The 22496-nt window shown below is 69.7% G+C and carries 20 protein-coding genes and 1 pseudogene; 13 read left to right on the top strand and 8 right to left on the bottom strand.

Going from position 1 to position 22496, the window contains the following annotated elements:
• Positions 1–131 precede the first annotated feature (131 nt).
• Positions 132–1277: an XdhC family protein gene (locus ABT057_RS31955; RefSeq protein ID WP_352347129.1), complete on the top strand. Its 1146-nt coding sequence runs from the start codon at positions 132–134 to the stop codon at positions 1275–1277.
• 34 nt (positions 1278–1311) lie between these two features.
• Entirely contained in the window at positions 1312–2301 is a 990-nt protein-coding gene (gene moaA, locus ABT057_RS31960; RefSeq protein WP_352347130.1) for a GTP 3',8-cyclase MoaA, read from the top strand.
• Between the two features lie 339 nt (positions 2302–2640).
• On the opposite strand, the gene ABT057_RS31965 is transcribed toward moaA, so the two are convergent.
• The 3 genes from ABT057_RS31965 to ABT057_RS31975 form a co-directional block, all read right to left on the bottom strand.
• Positions 2641–3255, bottom strand: a complete 615-nt coding sequence (locus tag ABT057_RS31965) for a TetR/AcrR family transcriptional regulator (protein ID WP_352347131.1) — start codon at positions 3253–3255, stop codon at positions 2641–2643.
• Positions 3256–3633: 378 nt separating this feature from the next.
• Positions 3634–3969, bottom strand: a complete 336-nt coding sequence (locus ABT057_RS31970; RefSeq protein ID WP_352347132.1) for a hypothetical protein — start codon at positions 3967–3969, stop codon at positions 3634–3636.
• 165 nt (positions 3970–4134) lie between these two features.
• A complete protein-coding gene (locus tag ABT057_RS31975; RefSeq protein ID WP_352347133.1) occupies positions 4135–4749 on the bottom strand; it encodes a molybdopterin cofactor-binding domain-containing protein in 615 nt (204 codons plus the stop codon).
• Positions 4750–4933: 184 nt separating this feature from the next.
• Between ABT057_RS31975 and ABT057_RS31980 the strand changes: the two genes are divergently transcribed.
• The 4 genes and pseudogenes from ABT057_RS31980 (at position 4934) to ABT057_RS31995 (ending at position 7575) form a co-directional block, all read left to right on the top strand.
• On the top strand, positions 4934–5170 hold the full coding sequence (locus tag ABT057_RS31980; protein ID WP_352347134.1) for a hypothetical protein: 237 nt from the start codon (positions 4934–4936) through the stop codon (positions 5168–5170).
• Between the two features lie 121 nt (positions 5171–5291).
• Positions 5292–5564 (top strand): hypothetical protein, encoded by a 273-nt coding sequence (locus ABT057_RS31985; protein WP_352347135.1) that lies wholly within the window; start codon positions 5292–5294, stop codon positions 5562–5564.
• Positions 5524–6618: pseudogene (locus ABT057_RS31990) on the top strand (XdhC family protein). Before ABT057_RS31985 ends, ABT057_RS31990 begins: the two are co-directional and overlap by 41 nt.
• An 18-nt stretch (positions 6619–6636) precedes the next feature.
• Positions 6637–7575: an aldo/keto reductase gene (locus tag ABT057_RS31995; protein WP_352347137.1), complete on the top strand. Its 939-nt coding sequence runs from the start codon at positions 6637–6639 to the stop codon at positions 7573–7575.
• Between the two features lie 87 nt (positions 7576–7662).
• Here the strand turns inward: ABT057_RS31995 and ABT057_RS32000 are convergent, their stop codons facing one another.
• On the bottom strand, positions 7663–8592 hold the full coding sequence (locus ABT057_RS32000) for an NADP-dependent oxidoreductase (protein WP_352347138.1): 930 nt from the start codon (positions 8590–8592) through the stop codon (positions 7663–7665).
• Between the two features lie 50 nt (positions 8593–8642).
• Between ABT057_RS32000 and ABT057_RS32005 the strand changes: the two genes are divergently transcribed.
• From ABT057_RS32005 to ABT057_RS32020, 4 genes are all read left to right on the top strand, one after another.
• Positions 8643–9269 (top strand): TetR/AcrR family transcriptional regulator, encoded by a 627-nt coding sequence (locus ABT057_RS32005; RefSeq protein WP_352347139.1) that lies wholly within the window; start codon positions 8643–8645, stop codon positions 9267–9269.
• Positions 9270–9563: 294 nt separating this feature from the next.
• A complete protein-coding gene (locus tag ABT057_RS32010; RefSeq protein WP_352347140.1) occupies positions 9564–12926 on the top strand; it encodes an alpha-L-rhamnosidase-related protein in 3363 nt (1120 codons plus the stop codon).
• A gap of 254 nt (positions 12927–13180) precedes the next feature.
• On the top strand, positions 13181–14860 hold the full coding sequence (locus ABT057_RS32015) for a pectinesterase family protein (RefSeq protein WP_352347141.1): 1680 nt from the start codon (positions 13181–13183) through the stop codon (positions 14858–14860).
• A gap of 76 nt (positions 14861–14936) precedes the next feature.
• Complete coding sequence (locus tag ABT057_RS32020) at positions 14937–15113, top strand: hypothetical protein (RefSeq protein ID WP_352347142.1); 177 nt, start codon at positions 14937–14939, stop codon at positions 15111–15113.
• A gap of 69 nt (positions 15114–15182) precedes the next feature.
• Here ABT057_RS32020 and ABT057_RS32025 read toward each other — a convergent pair whose 3' ends face one another.
• From ABT057_RS32025 to ABT057_RS32035, 3 genes are all read right to left on the bottom strand, one after another.
• Positions 15183–16955 carry an ATP-binding protein gene (locus tag ABT057_RS32025; RefSeq protein WP_352347143.1) on the bottom strand — a complete coding sequence of 591 codons (1773 nt, stop codon included), beginning with the start codon at positions 16953–16955 and terminating at the stop codon, positions 15183–15185.
• A 191-nt stretch (positions 16956–17146) separates the two neighbouring features.
• Complete coding sequence (locus ABT057_RS32030; RefSeq protein ID WP_352347144.1) at positions 17147–17491, bottom strand: hypothetical protein; 345 nt, start codon at positions 17489–17491, stop codon at positions 17147–17149.
• Positions 17492–17651: 160 nt separating this feature from the next.
• Positions 17652–18533, bottom strand: a complete 882-nt coding sequence (locus ABT057_RS32035) for a helix-turn-helix transcriptional regulator (RefSeq protein WP_352347145.1) — start codon at positions 18531–18533, stop codon at positions 17652–17654.
• Between the two features lie 194 nt (positions 18534–18727).
• Between ABT057_RS32035 and ABT057_RS32040 the strand changes: the two genes are divergently transcribed.
• The 3 genes from ABT057_RS32040 (at position 18728) to ABT057_RS32050 (ending at position 20741) form a co-directional block, all read left to right on the top strand.
• Entirely contained in the window at positions 18728–19393 is a 666-nt protein-coding gene (locus tag ABT057_RS32040) for an SDR family NAD(P)-dependent oxidoreductase (RefSeq protein ID WP_352347146.1), read from the top strand.
• Positions 19394–19595: 202 nt separating this feature from the next.
• Complete coding sequence (locus ABT057_RS32045) at positions 19596–19943, top strand: cyclophilin-like fold protein (protein WP_352347147.1); 348 nt, start codon at positions 19596–19598, stop codon at positions 19941–19943.
• Positions 19944–19973: 30 nt separating this feature from the next.
• Positions 19974–20741 (top strand): SDR family NAD(P)-dependent oxidoreductase, encoded by a 768-nt coding sequence (locus ABT057_RS32050; RefSeq protein WP_352347148.1) that lies wholly within the window; start codon positions 19974–19976, stop codon positions 20739–20741.
• Between the two features lie 54 nt (positions 20742–20795).
• On the opposite strand, the gene ABT057_RS32055 is transcribed toward ABT057_RS32050, so the two are convergent.
• Entirely contained in the window at positions 20796–22367 is a 1572-nt protein-coding gene (locus ABT057_RS32055) for a carboxylesterase/lipase family protein (RefSeq protein ID WP_352347149.1), read from the bottom strand.
• Positions 22368–22496 lie beyond the last annotated feature (129 nt).

Here is a 22496-nt window from a genome sequence, read left to right on the forward strand (position 1 = left end):
CGGTCCGGCAGCCGAACCCCCCGTACGGCTGCCGGACCCTCCCCGGGCCGCCGCCGCGCACGCGCCCCCTATCGCCGCGGCGGCGGCCCGCTCACCTTCTGCGACAGCGACCGTCTGTTCTGGAGACCCCCATGCTGAACATCGCGGACACACTGCACCGTTGGTGCCGCGAGGAACGCCCATTCGCCCTGGCCACCGTGGTCGACGTCACCGGCAGCGCACCCCTGCCCATCGGTACGTCGGTGGCGGTGGACGAGGACGGCAACGCCGTCGGCAGCATCTCCGGCGGCTGCGTCGAAGGTGCGGTGTACGAGCTGTGCCGGCAGGTGTTGCAGGACCGAGGGCCGGCCCAGCGGGCCTGGTTCGGCTACTCCGACGATGACGCCTTCGCCGTCGGACTGACCTGTGGCGGCGAACTCGACGTCCTCGTCCAGCGCATCGATCCCAAGGCCCAGCCACATCTCGGCGCCGCGTTCACCGAGGCGGTCGAGGGGCGGACCGCCGCCATAGCCCAGGTCGTGGACGGCTCCTTCACCGGTGCCACGTTGAGCGTGCTCGGCGACAGCTGGATCGCCGACCGCACGCTCGGTGACGGGCCGACCGGCCGGGCCGTGGGAGACCGGGCCACCGCCCAACTCCGCAGCGGACGCACCGGACTTGTCTCTCTCGGTGGCGATGCCGACACCTGTCCCGAGCAGCTCAACGTCCTCGTCCACGTGGCCGCCACCCGCCCTCGCATGCTGATCTTCGGCGCCATCGACTTCGCGGCCGCCCTCGCTCAGGCAGGCCGCTTCCTCGGCTATCACGTCACCGTGTGCGACGCCCGCCCCGTCTTCGCCACCTCCGCCCGCTTCCCGCACGCCGACGAGGTCGTCGTCGACTGGCCCCACCGCTACCTGGCCCGGACGGCCGTGGACGCCCGCACCGCCGTCTGCGTCCTGACCCACGACGCCAAGTTCGACATCCCCCTGCTCCAGCTCGCCCTCGCCCTGCCCGTCGGCTACGTGGGCGCCATGGGCTCCCGCCGAACCCACGAAGCACGTCTCGACCGCCTGCGCGAAGTCGGCGTCACCGAGGAGCAGTTGGTACGGCTCCGCTCACCGATCGGCCTCGACCTCGGCGCCCGTACCCCCGAGGAGACGGCCATCTCCATCACCGCCGAAATCATCGCCCACGCCCACCAGAGCACCGGCCTGTCCCTGACTCGGGTCACCGGCCCGATTCACCGGGTTTCCGGTGCGGCTTCCGGTATTCAAACGGTGTTCGATTTTCTGTGAAATTCCTTGAAGGCGTGAGTGGAATAGGAAGCGTGTGCTCATCGACACTTACGGCCGAGTGGCCGCCGACCTGAGAGTCTCGCTGACCGACCGATGCAATCTGCGCTGTACGTACTGCATGCCCGAGGAGGGCCTGCAGTGGCTGGCCAAGCCCGATCTGCTCACGGACGACGAGATCGTCCGCCTGATCGACATCGCGGTCACCTCGCTGTGCATCGAGGAGGTCCGCTTCACGGGTGGCGAGCCGCTGCTGCGCCCGGGCCTGGTGGACATCGTCGAACGCGTCGCAGCCCTGGATCCCCGACCCCAGATGTCGCTGACGACCAACGGCATCGGTCTCAAGCGCACGGCTGCGGCCCTGAAGGCGGCGGGCCTGGACCGGGTCAACGTCTCCCTGGACACCCTGCGCCCGGACGTCTTCAAGGCCCTCACCCGCAGGGACCGCCACAAGGACGTCATCGAGGGCCTGGACGCCGCCCGTGAGGCGGGCCTGACCCCGGTGAAGGTCAACTCGGTCCTGATGCCGGGCCTGAACGGCGACGAAGCCCCCGACCTGCTGGCCTGGGCGGTCGAGCACGACTACGAACTGCGCTTCATCGAGCAGATGCCCCTGGACGCCCAGCACGGCTGGAAGCGCGACGGCATGATCACCGCAGGGGACATCCTGACCTCCCTGCGCACCCGCTTCGAGTTGACGGAAGAAGGCTCGGAGAAGCGCGGCTCGGCCCCGGCGGAACGCTGGCTGGTGAACGGCGGCCCGCACGTGGTCGGCGTCATCGCCTCGGTCACCCGCCCCTTCTGCTCCGCCTGCGACCGCACTCGCCTCACCGCCGACGGCCAGGTCCGCACCTGCCTGTTCGCGCGCGAGGAGACGGACCTGCGCGCGGCCCTGCGCTCGGGAGCCCCGGACGAGGAGATGGCCCGCATCTGGAAGGTGGCGATGTGGGGCAAGAAGGCAGGCGCGGGCCTGGACGACCCGACGTTCGTCCAGCCGGACCGCCCGATGTCCGCGATCGGCGGCTAGGCAATTCTCTCCCAGGACAAGAGCTTTCCTGGGAGAGAAAATCTCATTGCTCGCCGCTCGTGGCGGCGGCCTGCCCAGCCCCGTCGGCCTCCATCGCCCGCGCCTGGCCGGGGACGTCCCTGTACTTGGGGGTCCGTCACCCCGTGGCCGCGGTGCTCGCGAGGGCCGGGTCGGCACATGTCGTCCCGGTCGGCGAGGCCTTGCCTTGGTCCGCCTGCGGGAGTGTGACACCGTACGGAATGGTCGGCAGCGCCTTGCGGGCGCTACCCGTGAGCCCCCGGTCCGAGCCGCGTCTTGTGCCGTGTCCGTTCCGCCCGCCCTTCCGGGCGAGGTGTTCCCTCAGGAAGCAGCGGCAGTCGGGGTCGTATCACCGGCTGCGGGGAACAGGCGCTGGACGGCGGCGACTATGGCGGCGCGCCGGCCCGCCAGGAAGGCGTTGCGTTCCTGGCCGGCGGGAGCGAGACTGGCCTGGCTGACCCATGACAAGGCGAGCTGGCTGACGAACACCAGGATGTCCTCGGGCTCCCACGTGGGATCGAGATGGCCTGCGTCCTGTGCCTTGCGCAGCTGCTCGATCTTGTGGCGCAGGGACTCCTGGAACGGGTCATCTGCGGCGGGTTCCCCGGCCGGCAGTTCCAGTTGGCCCCACATCATCAACCGGTGGCGCTCGGGATAGCTGGTCGCGTGGTCGTGCAGGCGGCCGGCGTAGCCCGGAAGGTCGGTGGCGTCCATCGGGACGGCTTCGGCCATGGCCGTGAGTTCCCGGCCGGCGACGAACCGGTAGAGCGCCTCCTTGCTGCGGAAGTGCGCATACACACGCTCCTTGCTGGTGCGCGCCGCCTTGGCTATCCGCTCGACCCGTGCTCCTGCGATGCCGTGGCGGGCGAACTCGGCGGTGGCCGCGGCGATGATGCGGTCGCTTGTGGTGTCGGTGGTCCTGGTGCGGGGGGCCATGCACCTCAGAGTACCAAACCGTTCGGTTTGATGAAGGAGGTGTATGCATGTACACTCTAACCGAACGGTTTGGTGTTTCGTGGGAGTGGCTCGTGCGGCATCGCAGTCTGGGCCGACCGTCTCCGGGATCGGCTACGGCCCCTCGGACGACACCGTGTCGACCACCACGATCCGCCGGGCACACGAATCGGCGTGACCCATTTCGACACCGAGGCCGGGTACGGGCTCGGAGCTACTCGGCCACGCCCTCGCGCCCGTCCGTGACAAGGTGACGATCGCGACCAAGTTCGGCATCGACCGGGCTTCGTCCGGGCCTGCGGCCGGAGCGCATCCGGGAAGCGGTCGAGGGCGAGCGCTCCTGCCCTACCGCCTGATCGATCAGGGCGGCGACGGCCGCGCGTGCCGTCGCCCGTGCGGCGGGGAGGGAGCTGGCGTTCGCCAGGGAGCCGGCGGCCATCGCTCCCGGGGCAGCGCGGAGTCCCCCAGGTCCGCCGCGGCCCGCTGCATCGGGATGCCCAGTGCGTCCGCGGCGGTGACGGTGCGCGCCCCAGTGCCGAGGTCGGTGGTGGCAGTTCCGTCGGCCTCGAAGCCGACCCGAGCCTGGGCGGGGATACGGTCGCCCCCGTAGATGGCGGTGGCCGTGCCCATGCCGATCAGCCAGTCGCCCTCGCGGTGGGAGCGGGGCCGGGGCCGCAGTGCGACCAGCCGAACCACTCGGCTCCCACGTGGTAGCACTCGTCCAGGTGTTTGCCGGGTCGGCGTAGTCCGCTGCCAGGGACGGTGACGGCGTAGTCCTTGCTCCGCAGCTCCAGCGGGTCCAGCCGAGTTTCTCGGTCAGTTCGTCCATCACCGTTTCCAGGGCGAAGGCGCCGGGGTGACTCACCGGGGGCCGCGCATCGCGCAGGCCGGCGGGACGTCGACTTCGACGAGACGCTGGTCGATGGCGAGGTTCTCCGCCTGTGCAGGAGGGGCGAGGCGCCCCGGGCGGGGAGCGTCGGCCATGCGCCGACGGCGGAGTTCTCCACGTCGGACTCGTGCGCGACCACCTTCAGTGTGCCGTCGGCCGAGGCGCCGAGCCGCACAAGCGGGGTGAGGGCCGAGCGGTGGCCGGTGAGGACGAACACCTTCGCGGGTGGGGACCAGCTTCACAGGTCGCTTGAGGTCCCGGACCGCGGCGGCCGCGAGGACCGGCTCGCTCCAGGTGGGCGCCTTGCTGCCGAACCCGCCGCCGACGTAGGGGTTGACCACCCGTACCCGGTCGGCGTCGACCCCGATGCGTACGGCGATGCCCTGAGCCTGGATCAGTGAGGGCCTGGATGCCCGTGCAGCTACGTCCTGCGCGACCCGGTCGGCGTTGCGGGATTCGGTGATCGGGACGATGTAGCCCTTCTTCGCCGGCCGCCGGGCCAGGGCGAGCTGGGAGAGGCTGACGCCCTTGCTCTCCGCGAGCGCGGTGAGCTCGAGAGGTTCCGGTCGAAGTTCTCCGGATCCCATCAGGGGCGGTCTGGCGGAAGTCGGCGGCGGCGTACTTCTCACGGGGGACGGCGCCGGTGAGAAAGCCGTGGGCTAGCGGGGAGTAGGCGACGAGACCGATGCCGAGAACCGACCTTGTCTGCCTGCGCGAGCTACTTCATCGTGCCCACAAAGTCCTCGATCGGAACGTCCGGGTCGGGGCCTGGTGGAGCACATCGATGACATCGACGCCGAGACCGCGCAGGCTGCCTTCCACGGTATGGACCAGGGCGACGTGACCTGCAGCGACGGAAGGATCAGCGGCAGCGGACGCTCCGTCACCTTCCGGTGCCTGCTTCAGGCCATCGGCCTGCCCCGTGTGCAGGCCACGGCGGTCTCGTCCGAGCCTTCGCTCCCCGACCAGTACGCCCCGAACAGCTTCTGCGCGCACTCTGCGAGGTGAAGGCGCACCGCCTGACCGGCGAACCGGCGCGGTCGTCTTCGGCATCGGACACGCCCTGCTGGAAGCCGACCCCACGGAGGAGTCCGGGCCCTTCGCCGTCGGCAACCTCGCCGACTACCTGGTGCCCGTCAACGCCGACATCCCCGACCCGGACGTCCACTATCTCGATCGGCCCGCCCCGGTTGTCAGCGAGCTCGGCGCCCGCAGCCTGGGTGAACTCCCCTCGGTCGGCGTGGCCGCGGCCGTCGGCGACGCCGTCCACAACGCCACCGGCATCCGCGTCCGCGACCTGCCCACCACCCTCGACAAACTCCTGGGCTGCCCCCTCGACACACCCGTCAGGAACGACACTCATGCTCGAACTGGGCAAGGAACCACTGAGGCGCCTCGATGAGGACGAGGGTGCGCCCCTCGCGGTGGCCATCGTCACGGCCGTACCGCGTGCCCGCCCGGCGCCACGCTCGCCGTCGACCGGGACGGCACCGCCCTCGGCAGCATCTCGGGGCGGCTGCGTCGAAGGCAGCGTCTACCCCTGTGTACCGAACTGCCGGCCGCGCGGATCCCGGGGCCGGCGGCGGTACACCGCTTCGGCTACAACGACGAAGACGCGTTCGCGGTCGGTCATCGTCGTCGAGGGGCACGGGCGGCTGCTCGGGCAAACCCTGACCGTACGCGGCGACGGCAGTCACGTTGGCGGTCTCGGCGACGTCGGTCTCGACCATGAGGCGCTGGCCCAGGCGCGCGCCGCGCTGGAGGCGGGAGGCGCGCGGACTGTGGAGGTCGGCCCGCTCGCGAGCGGCGCCGCCTCGCTGACGCTGCTGGTGGAGGGCGCTCTACTGGCTCCTCGCATGCTCATCTTCGGCGCGATCGACCACGTTGCGGCGCTCGCGCAGGCCGGGGCGTTCCCCGGATGCCGGGTCACGGTCTGCGACGCACGCCGTACCTTCGCCACCGCGCAACCGTTCCCGTACGCCGACGAGGTCGTCGTCGACTGGCCGCACCGCTGTCTCGACGCCCAGCGGTTCGACCGGCGTGCTGGCGTCTGCGTCCCGACCCGTGACCCGACGTTCGGCATTCCCCTGCTGACCCGGGCCCTGCGGCTGTCGGTCGCGTACGTCGGCACCATGGGCTCCTGGCGCACGCACCTCCAGCGCACGGACCTGCTCCGTGAGGCGGGGCTGACCGAGGTGGAGCTGAGTCGGCTCAGGTCACCGATCGGCCTGGCACTCGGGGGCAGGACACCCCAGGAGACCGCTCTAGCGATCACGGCGGAGATCATGGCGGTTGCCCACAGGGGGGGCGGGCGTTTCGCTCTCGACCGGGGTACCCATCAACCGCGACGACGCCCGCGCCCACACGGAGGTGACAAGCCTCAGTCATCCGGCCGAACCGTTCGGTTTGGAAGTGGCGCCGGAGGCGTGTATATTCAAACCGAACCGTTTGGTTGAAATCATTGGGAGTGACTCATGCAGCAGCGCAATCTGGGCCGCCTGGGCCTGGCCGTCTCCGAGATCAGCTACGGCGCGATGGGCACCGCCTTCGCCTACGGCCCCTCGGACGACACCGGATCGATCACCGCCATCCGCCGCGCCCACGAATTGGGCGTGAACCACTTCGACACCGCCGAGATGTACGGCTGGGGAGAGGGTGAGAAGCTGCTTGGCCACGCCCTCGCGCCCATCCGCGACGAGGTGACGATCGCGACCAAGTTCGGCCTCACCCCGACCTTCGCGCCCAACTCGAAGCCGGACCACATCCGTGAGGTCGTCGACAACAGCCTCCGCAACCTGAACACCGACGTGATCGACGTGCTCTACCAGCACGGCCCCGACCCCGAGGTCCCGATCGAGGAAGTGGTCGGCGTGATGAAGGAATTCGTCGACGCCGGCAAGGTCAAGTACCTCGGCCTGTCCAACACGGACACCGACGCCATCCGCCGCGCCCATGCGGTGCACCCGATCTCGGTCCTTCAGCACGAGTACTCGGTCTTCGCCCACGACTCCGAGCAGTTCTTCCCGGTCCTGGAGGAGCTCGGCATCGGTCTCGTCGCCTACTCCCCGCTGGCCCGCGGCTTCCTCAGCGGCGCCGTCCAGTCCCGCGACCACTACGACGCGAGCGACATCCGTCAGATGATCCCCTGGTGGGCCCCGGAGAACTTCGACCAGAACGTCTCCCTCGTCAACGAGCTCACCAAGAACGCGGAGGGCAAGGGCGTCAGCCTGTCCCAGCTCGCCCTGGCCTGGCTGCTGGCGAAGAAGGACTACATCGTCCCGATCCCCGGCTCCCGCAACCCCGAGCGCGTCGCCCAGAACATCGCCGCCGCCGACCTGAAGCTGACCGCCGACGACGTCGCCCGCATCGACGAGATCGCACCCGACGGCGCCATCGGCGCACGAGGCATGTGAAACCCACGGTCCCCATCGGAGCGCCGCCGCGGAGCCGCACGGTGAACACGGTCCCGCGCCCATTCAGCGCGACTTCGCCCGACCTGCTCAGAGGGTGAGAACGATCTTCCCCCGGGCGTGGCCGGTCTCGCTCAGTTGGTGTGCCTCGACCGCGTTCTCGAGAGGGAAGGTGGCCGCGAGGGGTACGGTGAAGAGGCCCTGTTCGGCGAGGGCGGCGGCCTCGGCCAGCCCTTTGACCGCCTGCGGGTCCCCTCCGGGGCCCGCCGAGGCCGACAGGTGAACTCCGTACTTCGCGGCGTTCAGGTCGGCGATGGTCACCACCCGGTCGGGGCTTCCGGCGAGGTCCATCAGGTCGGGTAGCGAGCCGGATCCGGCGCAGTCCAGGACGGCGTCGACTCCGCTCGGCGCGAGGGCGCCGACCCGCTCGCCCAGCCCGGGGCCGTAGGCGGTCGGTATCGCTCCCAGCCCCGCGAGGAACTCGTGATTGCGGGCGCCGGCCGTACCGATGACGGTCGCGCCGCGGGCCACCGCGAGCTGGATGGCCACCGTGCCGACCCCGCCTGCCGCTCCCTCGATCAGCAGGGTCGTGCCGACGGTGACCTTCAGCCGGTCGAGGGTGCGCGCGGCCGTCTCCACGTTCGCGGCCGCGCCGCCGGCCTGTTCCCAGCTCAGCGCGTCCGGCTTCGGCGCCCAGGTCGCCAGGACGGCGTACTCGGCGTTCGCACCGCCGAGCACCGCGAGATCGACGATGCCGAAGACGGCGTCGCCCGGCCGGACACCCGTGACCGTGGCGCCGACCTCGTCGACCACACCCGCGGCATCCACGCCGAGCACATGCGGCAGCGCCACTGGCATGACGTCGCGCAAACGGCCCGAACGGTGGGAACAGTCGGCGGGCGCCACGCCCGAAGCCTTTACGGCAACCCGGATCTGCCCCGGTCCCGCGTGTGGCTCCGGTAGGTTGGCGATCTCAAGGACGCTTGCGGGGCCGTACGCGGAGAATGTCAGTGCTCTCATGCCGTCGGACGCTAACGGAACACCCCGTCCGTCTGTCTCAAGTGAGAGCGGTGACGAACCCTTTGCCTCACTCCCAGCGCTCCGATGCCCGGGACAACCGGGAGCGCATCCTCGCCGTGGCTCGTACGACGTTCGCCGAGCGGGGGCTGGAGGTGGCCATGCGCGAGATCGCGCGGCGGGCCGAGGTCGGCCCCGCGACCCTCTACCGGCACTTCCCGACCAAGGAGGCGCTGGTCGCCGAGGCCTTCGGCGAGCAGATGACCGTCTGCACCGCCCTCGTCGACGAGGGGCTGGCCGATCCTGACCCATGGCGCGGCTTCTGCCTGGTCATCGAGAAGGCGTGTGAAATGCAGGCACGGGACCGGGGCTTCACCGCAGCGCTGGCCTCGGCCTTCCCTCGCGCGGTGCACCTCGCCGCGGACCGGGAGCAGGCCCTGGGCAAGGTCGTGGAACTTGTCCGCCGGGCCAAGGCCGCGGGCCGGCTGCGCCCGGACTTCGTCCTGGACGACCTGATCATGATGCTCATGGCCAACGGCGGCATCCGGGCCACCTCCACGGTCACCACGGTGGCCGCCTCGCGCCGCTTGGCCGCCGTGCTGCTTCAGGGCATGCGGGCCGAGCCGGCCGCCCCGCCACTGCCCCCGGCGGTCCGGCTGCCACTGACGGCGGTGACCTAGCGGGCGCATCACCAAGCGGCTGTCGCCCTGCTCGGCCGGCAACCCTCCTGGCCCCCGTCGGAGGTTCCGCCGGCGTGGATCGCATGCCGGTGCGACCGGTCGCTTACCACGCATGCTCGACCGCCGGAAGAGCGAGAGCGTTCCTACGTACAGCAGGATCACCCTCACACCAGACACCGCCCGCAAGGGGATTGACGCCCCCTCGTGTCAGGCCCAAAGATCGCCGCTGCAACAACGTGATTGAAACGATTCACGCGATCCCCCCAGCTCACCGCACCTCCCCAGGAGCCCACGATGCCCCTCCTCACCCGCCGGTCCGCCCTGCGCTCGGCCATAGCCGTGGCCCTCGCTCCCACGCTGGGCTCCCTGACGCTGCCGGGCCTCGCGCCCGAGGCGTCCGCCGCTGTCTCGTGGACGGCGAAGTGGATCTGGGCTCCGTCCAGTTCGACGAACCAGTGGGTGGCCTTCCGTAGATCCTTCACCCTCGGGTCGGCGCCCTCGAAGGCCGTGACCCAGATCGCGGCCGACTCGAAGTACTGGCTGTGGGTGAACGGCACCATGGTCGTCTTCGACGGCGGACTCAAGCGCGGTCCGAACCGCACGGACACCTACTACGACGAGATCGACCTCGCCCCGTACCTCACCAGCGGCACCAACACGGTCGCCCTGCTGGTCTGGTACTTCGGCAAGCAGGGCTTCTCGCACAACAGCAGCGGCAGAGGCGGGCTGCTGTTCCAGTCCGACATCACCACCGGCTCGACAACCACCCGGCTGGTCAGCGACACCAGTTGGAAGCACACCGTCCACCCGGGCTACTCGAACAACACCAGCGGTACACAGGTCAACTTCCGGCTCCCCGAGTCCAACATCTTCTACGACGCCCGAGCCGCCGCCGTCGTGTCGGGCTGGCGCTCGCCCGGCTTCAACGACAGCGGCTGGACGGCCCCGACCGACTTCGGTGCCGCCGGCGCCTCGCCCTGGAACGCCCTCGTCCAGCGGCCCATCCCGCAGTTCCGCTTCTCCGGGCTGAAGTCCTACGCCAACGCCTCCTCACTGCCCTCCACCGGCCAGGGCGCCACCGCGATCTCGGCCACCCTGCCCTCCAACATCCAGGTGACCCCGTTCCTGAAGGTCGACGCCCCGGCCGGTGCGGTGATCGGAATCCAGACCGACCACTACGACGACGGCGCCGGCCTGACCGGGATCCAGCCGGGGACCCAGTACAACGTACGCGCCACCTACGTCTGCACCGGCGGGGTCCAGGAATTCGAGCCCCTGGCCTGGATGAGCGGTACGGCCGTGAAGTACACGATCCCGGCCGGCGTGAGCATCCTGGACCTGAAGTACCGGGAGTCCGGTTACGACACCGACTTCACCGGCTCGTTCAGCAGCAACGACGCCTTCCTCGACACCCTGTGGACCAAAGCCGCCCGCACCATGTACGTCAACATGCGGGACAACTACATGGACTGCCCCACCCGCGAACGTGCCCAGTGGTGGGGCGATGTGGTCAACCAGCTCAAGGAGGGCTTCTACACCTTCGACACCCGCTCCCACGCCCTCGGCAAGAAGGCCATCGCCCAGCTCGCCGCCTGGCAGAAGGACAGCGGGGCGCTGTACTCGCCGGTCCCGACGACGATCTGGACCGCCGAACTGCCCGTGCAGATGCTGGCCTCGGTGTGGTCGTTCTGGACCTACTACCTTTACACCGGCGACGCGAGTGCCGTCACCGGCGCCTACCCGGCGGTGAAGAGGTACCTGAACCTGTGGAGCCTGGACGCCGACGGCCTGGTCAACCACCGCGCGGGGGACTGGGACTGGGAGGACTGGGGCTCCAACATCGACGCCCGCCTCCTGGACAACTCCTGGTACTACCTGGCCCTGGACACCGCCGCCAAGCTCGCCGACCTCAGCGGCAACTCCGGTGACGTGGCCGGCTGGCAGACCCGGCGCGACAGCATCAGGACCAACTTCGACCGCGTGCTGTGGAACGCGTCCAGGAACGAGTACCGCTCACCCGGCTACAACGGCGACACCGACGACCGCGGCAACGCCCTCGCGGTAGTCGCCCAACTGGCCCCCGCCTCCCGCTTCCGGCCGGTCACCGAGGTGCTGCGCACCCACCTCAACGCCAGCCCCTACATGGAGTTCTATGTCCTGGAGGCGCTGTACCTCATGGGCGCGGCCACCGTCGCCGAGGAGCGCATGCGCAACCGCTTCGCCGCCCAGGTCGCCGACCCCGACTGCCACACCCTGTGGGAGGTGTGGGTCAAGGCAGCGGGCACCGACAACCACGCATGGAACGGCGGCCCGCTGTACGCGCTGTCCGCGTATGCCGCCGGTGTGCGGCCCACCAGCCCCGGCTGGACGACGTACGAGATCATCCCGCAGACCGGCACCCTCACGAAGATCAACGCTGTTGTGCCGACCGTGCAGGGTGACATCCGCTTCGGCATCACGCGCGACGGCACCAAGGCCACGCTCACGCTCACCTCCCCGAGCGGGACGACGGCGCGGGTCGGCGTGCCCACCTACGGCGGCTCGCAGCCGGTCATCGCCGCGGGCGGCACCACCGTCTACACCAACGGCGCCCCCACCGGCAGCGTCAGCGGTCTGACCTACGACGGCAAGGACGCCTCCTACGTCTACTTCACCGTCCAACCGGGCAACTGGACCCTCACAGCCACCGGCACGGGTCGCCTCGACGACCTCGCCCTGGGCAGGCCGGTCAGCAGCAACAACAGCCTGGAGAACGGCGACTGGGGGAGGACCCGGCTCACCGACGGCCGGCTCACCAGCGTGAGCGGCGCGAAGGGGTACACCAGCAACGAGTTCACGTCCGCCGACGTGTCCGCGAACCCGGTCTGGGTCGAGATCGATCTCGGGGCCGACACCGATCTGGACGCCGTACGCCTCTTCCCGCGCACCGACACCCCGGCAGCGGGCGGCGGCACCGCGGGCTTCCCGGTCGACTTCACGGTGCAGACCCGGGCCGACGGCGGCACGTCATACACCACTGTCCGCACCGTCACGGGCCAGCCGAACCCCAACGGCCTTGTCCAGACATACGGCTTCAGGACCACCACCGCCCGCTACGTCCGCCTGCAAGCCACACGTCTTGGCAGCCCCGCCTCCGACGAGACCACCAAGTACCGGCTCCAGCTCGCCGAACTCACAGTCCCCGCCGTCGCGACCACGGTCACCGCCGACTACACCCTGGAGAACGGCGACTGGGGCAAGACGCGAGTCCTGGACGGCGCCAGCACCAGTGTGACCGGCGCCAAGGGCTTCACCAGCATCGACTTCCCCTCCGCTGATGTCAGCCGTACGCCGGTCTGGATCGAGATCGACCTCGGCGCCGACCGGGCGATCGACTCCGTCACCCTCTACCCGCGCACGGACACGGGTGGGGCCGGTGGCGGCTCGGCTGGCTTCCCGGCCGACTTCACGTTCCAGACCCGGGCCGACGGCGCCACGTCGTACACCACCGCCCGCACGGTTACCGGGCAGACGAACCCGGGCGGGGCCGCCCAGATCTACACGCTCACCTCCGCCACCGGCCGCTACCTGCGCCTCCAGACCACCCGGCTGGGCACACCCGCCTCGGACGAGACCACCAAGTATCGCCTCCAACTCGCCGAGATCCTCGTCAGGTAGCCCGTCGGCCGGTGCTGTACAGGAAGTCCGCCTCGCGCTCCACCGACCGGTCATAAAGCCTCGTGCGCATGTCCTGGGTAGTGAGACGGGTAGTAACGCGCATGCCGACTCGCGCATGATCACGAAATTCTTTGCGTTCCTACCCACTCCACGTTCTACGGAGAAAGCGCTCTCTCCTGCGAGAGCGGCTCCCCCTCGGAACGCCGAAGGAAAGCAAAGAGTCCCATGGCTGCCCATGACATGTAGGGGGTCCGATGACCACCACTCTCCAGGACCCCGCCCTCAGCAGACCCAGATGGGTTCTGGCCCTCGTCGCCGTGGTGACGTCCGCCGCCCTCCTGGCCGGAGCCCTGGGCGGTGCCCTGGTCGCCGCCCAGCCCGCCATGGCGGCGCCCGGAACACCCATCCTGCGGCTCGATACGGAGAACGGCGCCACCAGGCCGAACTACCTGTCGTTCCTCGCCCAGCTCCGCGAGAACGTCGACTTCGAGGCCCAGGACGTCGACAACACGGTCGAGGGCACCACCGACCTGATCGACCACACCAACCCCAACGCCGTCGGTTCCACCGAGGCCGTCATCGATACCGAGGACGGGCACGAGCTCCGTCTGCGGTTCCGCACGAGCGACCTGTACCTGGTCGGCTGGTACGACAGCACCGGCCTGTACCGCTATATCGGTCCGTCGTCGGAAGCCCGGATACCGGGCGACCAAGTCGGCGACGCACTGCAACTGGTCTCGGGGTCGGACTACGGCACCCTCGAACGCGAGGGCGGTGTAGACCGTACGACCATGGTGTTCAGCAGGATCCAGACCGAGGCCCATGCCATGAGCCTGTGGAAGTCCACCAACGACGTGGCGATGGCCGCGGCGCTGGTGGACTTCGCCCAGTTCGTCTCAGAGGCCGCCAGGTTCCGCGGCATCCAGGACACGATCGCCCAGCAGGGGTTCAGCTCCACGGGCACCGACTCGTACGCCGTGGAGACGAGGCTCGACCCGCATCTCGTCGAGCAGGAGACCGACTGGGGCCAGCTCAGCGAGCGGCTCCGGCAGGTGCAGCTCGCGGGCAGCGACCAGACGCCCATCCCGCTGACGGGCTGGTTCCGCAACGGCTTCGGTGACATCGTCGAACTCTCGTTCAACCTCGCCCGCGACTACGCCCGCATCATGATGGTCGCCAACGGCTACCCCGGGTACTCGAGCAGGCGGCACCGCGCGAACAGCGACACTCTGGTGGTCGCTTCCGACGGCTCGGGCGACTACGACACCGTGCAGGGCGCGATCGACGCGCTGCCCACGGACGGGGGCGCGTACACGATCTCCATCGAGCCGGGCAGGTACAACGAGATGATCACCGTTCCTGCGAGCAAGCCCTACCTGATGCTCCGGGGCGCCACCGGCAACGCCGCCGACGTCGTCATCACCGGCGACCGGGCGCACGGAATGCTCAAGCCTGACGGCACGCCCTACGGCACCGAGGGCAGCGCCGTGGTCACCATCAAGGCCCACGACGTCACCGTCGCCAACCTCACCATCCAGAACACCTTCGATCCCAAGACCCACCCGGAGATCAGTCCGTACGAGACGCAGGCCGTCGCGCTGGCCGCCGAGGGCGACCGGCAGACGTACACCCAGGACCGCGCCATCAGCAGCCAGGACACCGTCCTCGCGAAGTCACCCGTCCCCACCGCCGAAAACCGGCAGTACTTCGTCGGCAGTTACATCGAGGGGAACATCGACTTCATCTTCGGCAACGCGACCGCGGTGTTCGACGGCTGCAACATCGCCATGCGCAACTGGGTCGGCGGCACGGTGCTGGCTCCGAACACCGACCAGAGCAAGAAGTACGGCATCCTCATCACCCACAGCACGATCTACACCAACGGGGTCGCCGGCCAACACGATGTACCTGGGCCGGCCCTGGCACAACACTGAAGACGCCTCCCCCCAGGCGGTGATCCGCAACACCACAATCAACTCCGGCATTACCGCCGTGCACCCGTGGACCGACATGGCCACCGACTATTCCTGGACGCAGGCCCGGTTCAAGGAGTACCAGAACACGGGCCCCGGGGCGGGCGTGGGCGCGAACGCCCCGCAGATGTCCGACTCGGAGGCCGCCGACGACACCGCCGCGAAGTACCTGGCCGGCACCGACGGCTGGGGCCCGGTCTTCCACTCGGAGTGACCGCACCGCACAAGCCGTGACGACCAGAGCGGGAGGGGTCCGGACTTTCCGGGCCCTCCCGTGCGACTCCTACGATGCCGAAGCCTGTTTCTCCGCCCACCAGGCCGCGACCAACGCTCGTGACCGGAAACCGAGTTTGCCGAGGATGTTCTCGACATGGCGGTCGGCCGGACGCGGTGACAGCACCAGCTCGGCGGCGATCTGGCGGTTGCTCAACCCCTTGGCCACCAGCGACGCGACCTGCCGCTCCCGGCGGGACAGCGGGCAATCGGCGTCGGCGTTGCTGACAGTGAGGGCGCCGCCACCGACTGCGGCGACCGTGTCTGCGCCGGAGCTCTCCTCGGCGGCGAGGGCGAAGTCGACGGCTCGGCCGGGGCCACCATGCAGGCCGCCCTCCGTGAACGCCACGGCGTAGGCCGTATGGCCCAAGGCCTCGATCGCTGCCTCCTCGCAGCGCACATGATGTCCGGCCATCTGCGGGCCGAACGCGGCGATCGAGGTGCCGGCATCGCGCCACAGCGCGTCCGCCGAGCCCAGCAGTCCGGCCGCCCGGGCGGGTGCGCCGCCGGCGACGGTGGCCCAGGCGAGCAGTTCCAGCATCCGCGCGACCATCGCGTAGTCATTGAAGCCACGCATGCACTCCAGCGCGGACCTGGCCGGCGCCTCGGCCGCCTCTCGGTCGCCCCGGTCCCAGGCGCCGTGCCCCAGAGCCATGAGCACCTGCCCACGGCCCCATCGCTCGCCGCTCGCTTCACTGGAGGCGATCAGCCGGTGGCTGGTGAGGGGTGCGCGGGGATCACCGGCGTAAGCCTGCCCACAGGCCAGAGCGAGCAGCCACGAGGTCGCCTCGCGCTCGTCGCCGAGCGCCGTCATCACCTCCAGGGCCTCCTCGTAGCGGCCGATGCCCTCCTCCGGCCGTCCCCGGTAGTGTGCCGAAACCCCGCGAAACCCGGATGCCATGGCCCGAACCGCCGGGTCGTCCAGCGCCTCGCCCAGTTGCTCCGCCTCGTCCAGCCAGCGGTCGGCCAGCGTGAGGTCGCCCTGGTTCTGTGCCACCCAGGTTGCGGCGAGCAGCGCCCAGGCACGCTCGGACGTGGGCTCGGGGCCGGCCGCCAGTGCCTGCTCGAAGCGGCGGCGCCCCTCACTGAGAAAACCTCCCACGCACCAGTGGAAGTTCAGTGCCGATATCAGCCGGAGCCGGGTCCGAGGATCGGCGTCATATTCAAGCGCGGCCAGCAGATTGGTGTGGTCGGCACGGAACATTGCCAGGCTCTCCACCTGGCCGGGACCGTACCAGCCCCGGTTGGCGCGCTCGGCCACGCCCAGGAAGAAGTCCTGATGCCGCGCTCGTAGATGGTGCTCTGCCCCGGAGTCCCTGAGCCGTTCCCGACCGTAGTGCCGGACGAGTTCCAGCAGCCGATAGCGCGGCTGGAACTCCACCTCACAGGTCAGGACGACGGACTGGGCGACCAGCCGGTCGAGCAGATCCGCAACCTCGCGCCGGGCGATGCCCTCGCCGGTGCAGACCGCCTCGGCCGCCTCCAGGGTGAACCCGCCCGCGAAGACCGACAGTCGGCTCCACAGCAGCTGCTCCGTCGGGCAGCACAGCTCGTAGCTCCACTCGATCATTCCGCGCAGGGTCCGCTGGTGGCGCGGTGCGGTCCGGCTGCCCCCGGTCAGCAGCGCGAACCGGTCCTCGAGTCGGTCAGCCAACTGTGCGACGGTGAAGCTCCGCAGCCGGGACGCGGCCAGCTCGATCGCCAGCGGCAGTCCGTCCAGGTCGGCGCAGAGCCGGAGGACTTCAGAGCTGTTCGCCGGGCCGACAGCGAACCCCGGGCGCACAGCTGTGGCCCGATCCCGCAGCAGCTCGGCCGCCTCGTCCGGCGGCAGCGGCTGAACGGCCAGGACATGCTAGCCGGTCACGCCGAGCGTGTGACGACTCGTCGCCAGGATGTGCAGCTCCGGTGCGGCCGCCAGAAGCGTCTGGGCCAGTTGGGCACAGGCGTCGATCAGGTGCTCGCAGTTGTCCAGTGTCAGCAGTGTCCGCTGCCGTGCCAGGTAGGTGGTGAGCTGGTCGATGACGGGCCGGTGAGCCGAGATCCGGCATCCGCAGTGCTCCCGCCACGGCGGCCGCTACCGCCGAGGAACCGTTCGTCGGGGGCCAGGTCCACCAGCCACACCCCGTCCGGGAAGGCCTTCACGAACTCGGCGGCCGCTGCCAGCGCGAGTCGCGTCTTGCCCACGCCGCCCACGCCGGTGAGCGTCAGCAGCCGCTCCGCGCCCAGCAGACGGCGGATCTCTGCGCGCTCATGCCGCCGGCCGACGAAACTCGTGAACGCCGCGGGCAGATTCGCCGATCCGGCGGTCATATACGTCATCCCGACAAAACACCCTTCATGGAGACCTGATGGGATGATTGCGTAACACTTGCACAGATTCCACAAAGAAAGGTGAAAACCGGAATGAAAGGGATTTGTCTGCCCGTATCCATAAGTCGTCCGGTCCGTTTGCCGTCCGACAGGCACGGCCTCCGTGTGGTCAGGCCAGGGGGGGAGAGGCCGACAACTTCTGGTCGGCGGCCCAGGAGGCCAGGATGAGCAACCGCTCGTGGGTGGGGGAGCCGGGTGCGGCCGTCCAGACGGTGAGGTGCTGGTCGGGGTCGGTGTTGGCGGTCAGGGTGTCCCAGTCCAGGATGAGTTCGCCGACCACCGGGTGGTTGAGGGTCTTCGTGCCCACAGTGCGGGCCGCGACCCGGTGGTCGCCCCACCACTGGGCGAACTGCTTGTCGCGCAGGGACAGTTCACCGACCAGCTCGATGAGGCGAGGGTCCTCGGGATACTGCGCGGCTTCCATCCGCAGCTGCGCCACGGCGAGCCGCGCGGAGGTCTCCCAGTCCGCGTACAGGGTGCGCATCGCCGGATCCGTGAAGATGATCCGCGGGTAGTTGCGGTGCTTCTCCGGGATCTGGGAGAAGTCGGTTACCAGTGCGGCCGCCAGCGCGTTCCAGGCCAGGATGTCCCCGCGCCGGCCCTGCACGATGGCCGGGGTGGCGGTGAGATCGTCCAGCACGCGTTGCAACTGCGGCTGGACCCTCTGTCGGCCCCGGGTGCGGGCGCGGGTGGTGGTCTTGCCAGCGAGCTGGAAGAGATAGCCGCGTTCGTCATCGTCGAGATGGAGCACCCGTGCGAGTGTATCCAGCACAGGCGCGGACGCCTGTATACGGCCCTGTTCGAGGCGTGTGTAGTAGTCGGTACTGATGCTGGCGAGCTGGGCGACCTCTTCGCGGCGCAGCCCGGCGACCCGGCGGGGGCCGCCGTTGTCGGGCAGGCCGACAGTGCGCGGGCTCAGCTCGGCGCGGCGCTTCTTGAGGAATTCTCCCAGCTCGTTGAGGGGAACATTGCCGGTCATGCCGTTCAGCATGACATCGATGCCACCTGAGGAAGGAGGGAGAGTTTTGACCCAGGATGACTACCTCCCCGGATGTCCTTCTCCGCTTTTCGCCCTTGCCTCGACGTGTGAGGCTCGACAAAGAGCAGCTGGTGCGGCAATCCCGAGCGCCGTGCCGGCAAGGTCCCCCAAGCCGAGTCAAGCCCCTCCACCCACAAGGACTCACCATGACGACCTTCGCCCTCGTCGGCGCCGGCCCCGGCCTCGGGCTCGCCACCGCCCGCCGCTTCGGAACCGCCGGACACACCGTCGCCCTCATCTCCCGCAACGCCGAGAAGCTGGACGGACTGACCGCCGAGCTGGCCCGCGACGGCATCCAGGCAAAGGGCTTCACCGGCGACGTCCTCGACATCGAGTCACTGGACGCGGCCCTGTACGCGGCGGCAGCCGCCCTGGGGCCCATCGAGATCCTGCAGTACAGCCCCGTGCCTCGCGCCGATTTCATGAAGCCGGTCCTGGAGACGACCGCCGACGACCTCGACGCGCCCCTCGCCTTCTCCGTCAAGGGCCCGGTCACCGCGGTGACCGCCGTCCTGCCCGGCATGCGCGAACTCGGCCGCGGCACCCTGCTGTTCGTCAACGGCGGCAGCGCCGTACGCCCCAACCCCAAGGTCGCCGGCACCTCGGTCGCCTTCGCCGCCGAGAGCGCCTACGCCCACATGCTCCACGACGCCCTCGCCCCGGAGAACATCCACACCGCCCAGCTGATCATCCCCGGCGCCATCCGGCCCGACGCCGAGCACAGCAGCCCTGAGGTGCTGGCCCACCGCCTGTACGACATCCACGAAAAGCGGGACGGCTTCCGCCACTACGCCGAGCCCCTGCCCGACTGACGCCCCGGAGGATGCCGTGAGCCTGACCACCCGTTCCAGCCTTGCCCGCGCCGTCCCGACCGCCGTACTGCTTGCGATGACCGCCTGTACCGATGAGGGAACCCCGTCCCCGTCTTCCGCGCCCTCCACCACCGCGTTCGCGTCACAGCGAACGCCGGCGGCCACGACACCAGCCTCACCGTCCGATGACAAGGACACCACCATGAACCTCCGGCTCACCATCGACGGCCACCGGGTCGACGCCACCTTGAACGACAGCGCCACGGCCCGCGACTTCGCCGCCCTGCTCCCGCTCACGCTGAACCTGGGCGACTTCCACGGGACGGAGAAGATCGCTGACCTGCCCCGTCGGCTGTCCACCTCCGGCGCCCCGGACGCCGCCGAAGCCAAGCCCGGTGACCTGGCGTACTACGCGCCCTGGGGCAATCTGGCCCTCTTCTACCGCGGCAGCGGCTCGAGCGACGCCGGCCTGATCATCCTTGGCAGCGTGCGCGGCGACACCGGACGCCTCGCCATCGCCTCCAAGGTCACCATCGAAGCAGCTTCCTGACCCAGCGCACTCTCATCGGGAGAAATGCACGTGAACCCCACCTACGACTTCACCGGCCAGGTCGCCCTCGTCACCGGCGCCGGCTCGGGGATGGGCCTGGCGACCGCCCGCGCCTTTGCCGAATCGGGGGCCGCTGTCGCCCTCACCGACATCGACGAAGCCGCCCTCAATGCAGCGGTCAAGGAACTCACCGACGCCGGCCACCGAGCCCTCGCCTTCACCTGCGACGTCAGCGACGAGGACCAGGTGGCGGCGGCGGTCGACCGGACCGTCGAGGCCTTCGGGCGCTTGGACATGGCCTACAACAATGCCGGCATCCAGATCCCGCCCAGCGACGCCGCCGACGAACCCGCCGAACGCTTCGACCGCGTGAACGCCATCAACCTGCGCGGCGTGTGGGCCTGCATGAAACACGAGCTGCGGCACATGCGTGCTCAGGGCAGCGGCGCCATCGTCAACTGCTCCTCACTCGGCGGCCTGGTGGGCCTGCCCGGCCGCGCCTCCTACCACGCCTCCAAGCACGGCGTGATCGGCCTGACCACCAGCGCGGCCCTGGAATATGCCCCGCGCGGCATCCGGATCAATGCCGTCTGCCCCGGCACCATCGACACCCCGATGGTCCGCGACATGATCACCAAGGGCGAACTCGACCTCGCCGAGGCGGAGGCCAACCAGCCCATCAATCGTCTCGGTACGGCCGAGGAGATCGCCCAGGCGGTCCTGTGGCTGTGCAGCCCGGGAGCGGGTTTCGTCGTAGGCGTCGCCCTCTCCGTCGACGGCGGCTACGTCGCCCGATAACGGCGTGGGAGCCGCCGTCACGCAACGGACGGCGGCTCCCAGGCAACATCGGTATCAGCAGACGGCGAAGGGATCGACCCCGTCCCACGCCTCGCGCCGCGCGTCGGCGAGCCGGTCGCGCACCAGGCGCGGCTCGACGTCGAACGACAGGCAGGCCCGGTCGCGAGGGGTGAAGGCCGGCCAGTGCGGCAGCGCCCGGGTCGCAGGAGTTCCGTGCTTGGCGAACGAGGCGAAGGAGTCCACCATCTTCGCGGACAGGGCCTCGGCGGTGGGGAGGTCGGCGGGTGCGGCGCCGGTGAAGTCGCCCTGGCCCCAGTTGCCGAAGGTGTACTGGACGTCGCTGCCGTGTGTGGGGCCGAAGGGACCGGCCTGCGCGTAGTCGAAGGTGTACTGCCACACCTTGGCGCCGGCCCGGTGGGCGAATTCGGCCAGCCATACCGAGGGCATCACGACGAACCAGCCACTGAGGATGTCGTTGAGGGTGACGTGCCCGGGCAGGGCGGTGTCGTCGTAGACCTTCTGGAGACGGTCCCAGTGCTCGCCGGTCGCCTGGCGGGCCAGGGTCTCGAAGCGGGTGGAGAAGACGGGCGAGCCCATGAATGGCTCGGCCTCCATGTTGCAGGTGCCGATCAGCAGGTCGACGTCGCCGCCCACGGCTCCCAGCGGGTGCTGCGGCAGCACCTGGCCGTCGATGACGTGGCCGTACGGCTCCAGCAGTTGCGGGTCGTTCGCGGCCTGCACCGAGGCGTCGAGCAGTTCCGCGGTCGACACCGTCGTCAGGCGCGAGGTGTCCGTGATCCCGAGGGAGCGCATGACCGCTTCCCGGGTCGGGGCGGCGAAATCGGCGGTGTGGACGGGGCGCGGGCCGCCACTCTGGATGATGGCGCGGTGGAAGAGCCCCCGCGCCCGCGGCGTGCCGAGTAGCGCGCCAATGGACATGGCGCCCGCCGATTCACCCATGACCGTGACGGCGCACGGGTCACCGCCGAAGGCGACGATGTTCTCACGGACCCAGCGCAGCGCGGCCATCTGGTCCAGCAGCCGCAGGTTCCCCGAACCGTAGCGGTCCGGCTGGTAGAGGCTGCCGAAGGCGCCCAGGCGGTAGTTGAACGTGACGACGACGCAGTCGCGCTGGGCGTAGTTCCCACCGTCGAAGGTCGGGTCGTTGCCCGTCCCGGCGAGGAACCCACCGCCGTGGATCCACACGATCACCGGCCGCTTCCCCTTGGTCGACGGGGACCAGACGTTGAGGTACAGACAGTCCTCGCTCTGGTTCGGGGTCTCCGGCAGACCGGGCAGCAGCGGCACCTGCGGTGCGGCAGAGCCGTACGCGGAGGCATCCCGCACCCCGTTCCACGACGCCACCGGCTGCGGTGGGGCGTAACGCCGCACTCCGGTCGGTGGAGCCGCGTAGGGCATGCCCTTCCAGACCAGCACGCCGTCGCTGCGCTCGACGCCGCGCACCTTGCCCGAGCGCGTGCCGACGACGACCGGCCGGGTGCCGGCGTCACTGTGGGGACTTGCCAGCGCGTCAGTGGGGGCGAAGGCCCCGGCCCCGAGCGCTGCGCCGACGACGCCCGCGCCCGCGATTCCCAGAAACCCTCTACGTCGGAGATCCTGACTCAACGGGTATCCCTCCCTGTGTGGAACTGCGAGATGAAAGCCGAAGTCGTCAGTACGACGAAGCGCGTCGACGACCGCATGATTGACGAGGCTTGCATGTCTCTCGTCGGAAAGGGAGGGAAGAGTTCCTCC

Origin of the sequence: Streptomyces sp. NPDC002588 (assembly GCF_040295925.1) — a bacterium.
Lineage (GTDB): Bacteria > Actinomycetota > Actinomycetes > Streptomycetales > Streptomycetaceae > Streptomyces.